The organism is Streptomyces sp. WG7 (assembly GCF_049975785.1).
Lineage (GTDB): Bacteria > Actinomycetota > Actinomycetes > Streptomycetales > Streptomycetaceae > Streptomyces.
Genome location: NZ_JBNGGE010000098.1, coordinates 1 through 6552, shown reverse-complemented (window position 1 = coordinate 6552; position 6552 = coordinate 1). Strand labels below are relative to the sequence as shown.

The 6552-nt window shown below is 74.5% G+C and carries 6 protein-coding genes; 1 reads left to right on the top strand and 5 read right to left on the bottom strand.

All coding sequences use genetic code 11. From position 1 onward, the window contains the following. Positions 1-309 precede the first annotated feature (309 nt). The 5 genes from ACP4J0_RS38025 to ACP4J0_RS38005 form a co-directional block, all read right to left on the bottom strand. Positions 310-609, bottom strand: a complete 300-nt coding sequence (locus ACP4J0_RS38025; protein WP_426603946.1) for an acyl-CoA carboxylase epsilon subunit — start codon at positions 607-609, stop codon at positions 310-312. Then, entirely contained in the window at positions 606-2261 is a 1656-nt protein-coding gene (locus tag ACP4J0_RS38020) for an acyl-CoA carboxylase subunit beta (protein WP_426603944.1), read from the bottom strand. The genes ACP4J0_RS38025 and ACP4J0_RS38020 overlap by 4 nt, the downstream gene beginning before the upstream one ends. 322 nt (positions 2262-2583) lie before the next feature. After that, entirely contained in the window at positions 2584-3366 is a 783-nt protein-coding gene (locus tag ACP4J0_RS38015; protein ID WP_426603942.1) for an AfsR/SARP family transcriptional regulator, read from the bottom strand. Between the two features lie 151 nt (positions 3367-3517). Beyond that, on the bottom strand, positions 3518-4123 hold the full coding sequence (locus ACP4J0_RS38010) for a response regulator transcription factor (RefSeq protein ID WP_426603940.1): 606 nt from the start codon (positions 4121-4123) through the stop codon (positions 3518-3520). A gap of 175 nt (positions 4124-4298) precedes the next feature. After that, positions 4299-6149 carry a TOMM precursor leader peptide-binding protein gene (locus ACP4J0_RS38005; protein WP_426603938.1) on the bottom strand — a complete coding sequence of 617 codons (1851 nt, stop codon included), beginning with the start codon at positions 6147-6149 and terminating at the stop codon, positions 4299-4301. Between the two features lie 178 nt (positions 6150-6327). Between ACP4J0_RS38005 and ACP4J0_RS38000 the strand changes: the two genes are divergently transcribed. After that, positions 6328-6552: hypothetical protein (locus ACP4J0_RS38000; protein WP_426603936.1), on the top strand; the 225-nt coding region annotated here is incomplete at its 3' end.

The following is a 6552-nucleotide window of genomic DNA, read 5'->3' as shown; positions in this document are numbered from 1 at the left end:
CGCGCGCTGACCCGGGGCCGCCCGGGTGCCGCCGTGAGCGCGGTCCGCCCGGCACCGGTGCGACGCGTCCGGGCGAGGCCGCCGGGCCGGCCGCCTCGCCCGGACGCACGGGCACCGGCGCGGCGGGCTCGCGCGGGCGTGATCGTGCCCCGGTCGCGGGGGATGTCGACCGGGGCACGGGTTCTGGGGGGCCTTACGGCCCGGGGGACGGGTTCTGAGGTGGCCGTACGGGCCGGGGCACGGGTACTGAGGTGGCCGTACGGGCCGGGGCACGGGTACTGAGGTGGCCGTACGGGCCGGGGCCGGCTTCTAGCCCGCCCGTTGCCAGGACGCCGTCGGTGCCTCGGACGGGGTCCAGCGGGCCCGGCGGGCGCGGGGGGCCGCACCCGGGGGCGTGGGGGCGCGGCGGGGCAGGACCGCCAGGATGGCGGTGGTGACCGCGGCGATCTCGTCCGGGGTCGGATCCCCCCGGAAGACCAGCAGCGGCGTCGGGAGCTGCGCGGCGGCCGAGGCGTCGGCGGCCTCGACGGCCGGGGGGAGCGGGAAGGGCGCCAGGGCGGTCCGTGGGGCCGTCGGCGCGGGCGTGGAAGTGGTCGTCCGTGAGGTCATTGTGGCTGGTTCCCATGCTTGCGGGCCGGGCCCGCACGGTGCTTCGCGCGCAGCATGGCGAGCGCGTCGATGAGCACCCTGCGGGTGTCGGCGGGGTCGATGACGTCGTCCACGAGGCCGCGTTCGGCGGCGTAGTAGGGGTGCATGAGTTCGGCGCGGTACTCCTCGATGAGGCGCGCCCGGGTCGCCTCCGGATCGTCGGCGGCGGCTATCCGCTTGCGGAAGACCACGCCCGCGGCGCCTTCGGCGCCCATGACGGCGATCTCGTTGCCGGGCCAGGCGAAGGACAGGTCGCAGCCGATGGAGCGGGAGTCGAGCACGATGTACGCGCCGCCGTACGCCTTGCGCAGGATCACCTGGAGGCGGGGCACGGTGGCGTTGCAGTAGGCGTACAGCAGCTTCGCGCCGTGCCGGATGATGCCGTCGTGCTCCTGGCCCACGCCCGGCAGGAACCCGGGGACGTCGACGAGGGTGACCAGCGGGATGCTGAACGCGTCGCAGAACTGCACGAACCGGGCGGCCTTCTGGGAGGCGTCGATGTCGAGCACGCCGGCGGACACCGACGGCTGGTTCGCCACGACGCCCACGGTCTGGCCGCCGAGGCGGGCCAGTGCGCAGACCACGTTGGGCGCCCACAGCTCGTGCACCTCGGTGAAGTCGCCGTCGTCGACGATCTCCGCGACGACCGGACGGATGTCGTAGCTGCGGCGGGGCTCCGCGGGCACCAGGTCGAGCAGTGCCTCGCAGCGCCGGTCCACGGGGTCGCCGGGCTCCGTCTCCGGGGGGAGTTCGCGGTTGTTGGACGGCAGCAGCGACAGCAGGTGGCGTACCTCGGCGAGGCAGCTCTCCTCGTCGTCGTGGACGAACGCGGCGACGCCGGAGCGGGCCGCGTGCACCTCGGCGCCGCCCAGTTCCTCGTGGGTCACCTCCTCCCCGGTCACGGCCCGCACCACGTCCGGGCCGGTCACGAACATCTGCGAGGTGGCACGCACCATGAACACGAAGTCGGTGAGCGAGGGCGAGTACGCGGCTCCGCCGGCGCACGGGCCGAGCATGACGCTGATCTGCGGGACGACGCCGGAGGAGCGGACGTTGCGCTGGAAGATCCCGCCGTACCCGGCGAGGGCGGAGATGCCCTCCTGGATGCGGGCGCCGGCACCGTCGTTGAGGCTCACCAGGGGTGCGCCCGCCGTCTCGGCCAGGTCCATCACCTTGTGGATCTTCTGCGCGTGGGCCTCGCCGAGGGCGCCGCCGAAGATCCGGAAGTCATGGGCGTACGCGAAGACCCGCCGGCCCTCCACCAGGCCCCAGCCGGTCACCACGCCGTCGGTGTGGGGCCTGCGGTCCTCCAGTCCGAACCCCGTGGCCCGGTGCCGGCGCAGGGCCTCGATCTCGCGGAACGTGCCCTCGTCGAAGAGCAGTTCCAGTCGCTCCCTGACGGTCAGTCTGCCGCGCCGGTGCTGGGCCTGCGTGGCCGCCTCTCCCGGCCCGGCGGCGGCGAGTGCCTTCAACGCGGCCAGCCTGTCGGTCAGTTCACGCAGGTCGGGCGGTCCCTGCCCGGCGCCGGCGGCCGCGGCTGGGGCCGGACCGGGCGCGGACACCGGCACCGGGGCCGGAACGGTCGTGGGCCGGTCCACCTCGTAGACGCTCATGTCCCCGCTCACCTTCCTGTCGGCGGTTCTCCGCGGGTCGTCCGCGGTCCTGCACCGGCCGGTCTCCCGGTGGGTGTGTCGCGTGCACGGGGCCGAGCGCTCCCACCGCGCGGGACCGGCAGCACTCAGCACACAGGGGGCCGCTGGAGGGACGTTAGGGGCGGGCTGGAGACACGCCCCGGGGCGCCCGGGGTCCCCGCGGGACCCGCGGGGGCCCGGAGGATCCGCGGGGGCCCGGAGGATCCGCAGGGACCCAGAGGATCCGCAGGGACCCAGAGGATCCGCAGGGACCCAGAGGATCCGCAGGGACCCAGGGGGCGCCCTATACGCGGGTGGCCGTCGCGGACGCCGTCGCCCGGGCGCGTACGTCGTCCGCCAGGCGGCGCAGTTCCAGCGAGGGCAGCAGGCCGAACCGTTCGTCGAGGCGGTGGCACAGGACGTCGTAGACGGCGAGGGCGCCCCCCGGGCGGCCGGAGCGGTCCAGCGCCGTCATGTACAGCGCCTGCAGGGCCTCGTGGTGCGGGTGGCCGGTGGTGAGGGAGGCCAGTTCGGGCAGCAGCCGCTCGTGGGCGCCGAGCCGCAGCTCCGCGGCGATGCGGCGTTCCAGTACGCCGGTCCGGCTCTGTTCCAGCCGCATGGCCTCCAGGCCCAGCACGGCGCCCGTGCGGACGCCGGCGAAGGCCTCGCCGTGCCACAGCTCCAGAGCCGTCCGGAACAGCCGGGCCCCGCGGGCGTCGTCGCCCCGCTCCACCGCGGTCTGCGCCTCGGCGCACAGCCGGTCGTACACGTGCGCGTCCACGGCGTCGGGCCCGGTCAGCAGCGCGTAACCGCCCGGCCGGGTCACCAGCACCTCCCGGGCCGCGGCCGGGTCGCCCAGGGCGCGGCCGATGAACGTACGCAGCCGCAGGACGTACGTCTGCACGCTGACGTGGGCCTTCGGGGAGGCGGCGGCGCCCCAGACCTCCTCGATGACGGAGGGGACGGTGACGACCTGACCGGCCTGCACCGCCAGCAGGGCGAGTATCTGGCGCGGCTTGGCCGCCGTGGGGACGATCGGAACACCGTCGATGGCGGCGGAGAACGGGCCCAGCACGGTGAGCTTCAAGGGTGTCCCTCCCTGGACGGTCGCCCCGTGGACCGGTGGTCCCCTGGCGTACCGACCGTCGCACGCGGCGCGCGCGGCGGACCAGTGAGCGGAACCCGGATCACGGGTGAATCCGTCACGGCCGCACCGTGAGGGATTCACCCGGCGGTGCTCACAGCCAGCCCGACGAGCGGGCGATGCGGATCGCGTCGACGCGGTTGCGGGCGCCGAGCTTGTAGACGACCGTCGTCAGGTAGTTGCGCACCGTGCCCACGGACAGGTGCAGGTTCTTGGCGATGTCGCCGACGTCGTCACCGGACGCGGCGAGCCGCAGCACGTCCGACTCGCGCGGTGTGAGCGGGCACTCCACGTGGTCGAGGGCGGCGAGCGTCAGCTGCGGGTCGAAGACCCGGTCCCCTCTGGCGACGGCACGGATGGCGTCGGCCAGCCGGTCCGGTCCGGCGTCCTTGAGCATGAACCCCCGGACGTTCGCGTCCAGGGCCCGGCGCAGGTGGTTGGGCCGGCCGAGACTGGTGAGGATCAGCACCTGGGTGCCCAGGCCGCGTTCGTGCATCTCCTGGGCCGCGGACAGGCCGTCCAGGACCGGGAGTTCGATGTCCAGGACGGCCACGTCCGGCTTGCGGGCCTCCGCCTCGCGGACGATGTCCGCGCCCGACTCCAGTTCGGCGACGACCTCGATGTCGGGCTGCATGGAGATGAGTTCCACCAGTGCCCGCCGCAGCATGCGCATGTCTTCCGCAATCAGGATCCTGATCACGAGCTCGCGTCCCCCTCCCAACCGCCCGCGCCCCCGCACGAGTTGGCCGGAAGACACAGTACGTGCCGGAGCCGACGACGAGAGGGGCTCGTGGACAGTCGGGTTCCCGGTATTGCCGCGATTTTGAACAAGTGGCGGGACATACCAGGCAGTGTGGGTCATTTGCCCGGCGCGTCTACAAGAACATGGGCACCGGATTGAGCTGCTCGTACGGTGTCGGCTCGGCGAGCCGGCCGAGCGCGACGGGGACGTCGTACAGCCGGCCGGGCGCGAACCTGGCCCAGAAGTGCCGCATGCCGGGCACGATCGTCTTGACCACCGGGAGGCCGATGTCCGGCCGGGTCTGGTCGAGTACGAGCAGTTCCATGCCCCGCTCGGCGACGGCCGCGCGGATGGCCGTGACGTCGTCCAGCAGATCGGCGCGGGGCGTGTAGCGGTAGCCGGCCCGGGTGCGGGGCGGGGTGGCGGGGTCCGGCAGCAGATAGGGGTGCCCTGCCACGGTCGCGGTGCGCCACCATGCGGTCAGCCGCTCGTCCGGGCACCCGTAGCCGGTTCCCCCGGGTCCGGCGCCGACGACGGCCGGCATCATCTGGTTCATCTCCGCCAGCGCGCGGCACAGCGCCACGGACGGGTCGAAGTGGGCGCCGAAGCCGAACAGGACGTCCTCGGTGGCACCGCCGACGCGCCGGGTGACCGCCGCGAAGGCGGGGATCCCGAAGTCGGAGGTGACGTCGAGCGCCCACACCTCACGCCCCAGCGCGGCGTGCACGGTACGGATCCGGTCGATCCAGGGCTCCTCGAAGGAGTCGAGGTCGACGCCGGGCTGCCGGGTGCGGTTGTACCACCACAGGGCGACCGCGTCGCGCTCCACGAGTTCCAGGAAGCCCTGGACGACGGCGTCCTCCAGGCTGGCGCCTGCCGCGTTGCCGTTGGAGTCCGCCCGCACACAGCCGAGCCCGGGGGTGCGCGGCGCGTCGTAGTACAGCAGGGCCGTGGGCAGCAGGCGCTGCTCGCCGCGGGTCAGGGACCACACGGGCGTCCAGTCCGCGGGGGCGTCCTCGTCGAAGGGGGCGACCCCCTGGCGCGGGTGGTGGAGCAGGCAGTCGGCGGGGTGCACGGCGCGGTCCGCCACCTGGCGACAGCTCGCCCGTACGACGGGTTCCCCGCCCTGGAAGGTGCCCGAGTGCCGTTCCAGGGACTCGCACAGCGCGCTGACCCGGGCGTCGAGTTCGGTCATCCCCTTGCCGCCGCTCTCGCCGCGCAGCCGGGAGGCGGCGCCGGTCAGCCCGTGGGCGCCGCGTGCGTGGTTGTGTCCGGCGCGGAAGGAGTTGAACTCGGCGGGACCGCGCGGGTCGCGTTCGACCGCCTTGACCACTCCGGTGATCGGGCTGATCAGGTGCTCGTAGGTGCGCAGGGTCTGTTCCGCGGTGACGGCCCGGTGCCCGTTGCCGGTGCGCTCGGCCTTCGGCCGGGAGACCGGCGTCACCGGGCTGAGTACCCGGCGGGCCACCAGCGTGGGGTCGCCGCAGCCCGGGCACTGCGGTCGTGCGCGCAGCGGGTGCAGCCGGCTGGTGAAGTCGATGGTGTCGAAGGTCAGCACGCCGTCCTGGCCCGGGTAGCGGTGGCCGGCCAGCCACTTCAGGCCCTCGGCGACGGCCAGCTGGTGGCCGATCATGAGGCTCGCGGAGGTCTCGGCCGGCGGGTGCGGCACGGAGCGGCCGAGGCGGGCCCGCAGATGGGCCTCGGTGGCGCGGTGTCCGGCCATCCGGTGGGCCAGGCACTGCCAGCAGGCCGACGTGCCGGGCCGGAAGACGGGGCCGACCCAGGGGGTGGTCCCGTGCGGCTTGGCCAGCAGCCAGGGGCGGCCTGCCGCACGCTGCCGCTCGTCCAGCGCACGCAGCGCCGGATCGAGGTAGTCGTCGCAGACGACCAGGGTCAGAGCGGCGTCCGCGACGTCGTCGGTCACGGTCAGGCCGGAGGCGGCGCACGCCCGGGCGACGGCCCGCGCGTCGGCGTCGCCCAGCACCTCGACCCGTACCGCGAGAGAGCTCGACGGTCCGGGCGCTCCCGCCAGTTCCCAGTAGGCCTCGGCGGCACCCTCGGCCGGGGCCGGCTCGGCGGGATACGGCAGGCGGGGCGCGGCGGGGGGTGGGGGCGGGTTCGGGACCGGGCTTGGACTCGGGACCGGGCTTGGACTCGGGGCCGTGCCGGGTCTCAGGCCCGTGCTCGTGCTCGTGCTCGTGCTCGTGCTCGTACTGGGTTTCACGCTCGGACTCGAACTCGGGCCGGTGTCCGCCGCGGCCGGTTCCCCTCCGGACCCGCCGGCCGGTCCGGAGGCCAGTCCGGAGGCCGGTCCGGAGGCCGGTCCGGAGGCCGGTCCGGAGGCCGGTCCGGAGGCCGGTCCGGAGGCCGGTCCGGAGGCCGGTCCG

Bases quoted from the DNA above. Each gene is read 5' to 3' on its own strand.
- ACP4J0_RS38025 (WP_426603946.1), bottom strand. From the start codon at position 609: ATGACCTCACGGACGACCACTTCCACGCCCGCGCCGACGGCCCCACGG.
- ACP4J0_RS38020 (WP_426603944.1), bottom strand. From the start codon at position 2,261: ATGAGCGTCTACGAGGTGGACCGGCCCACGACCGTTCCGGCCCCGGTG.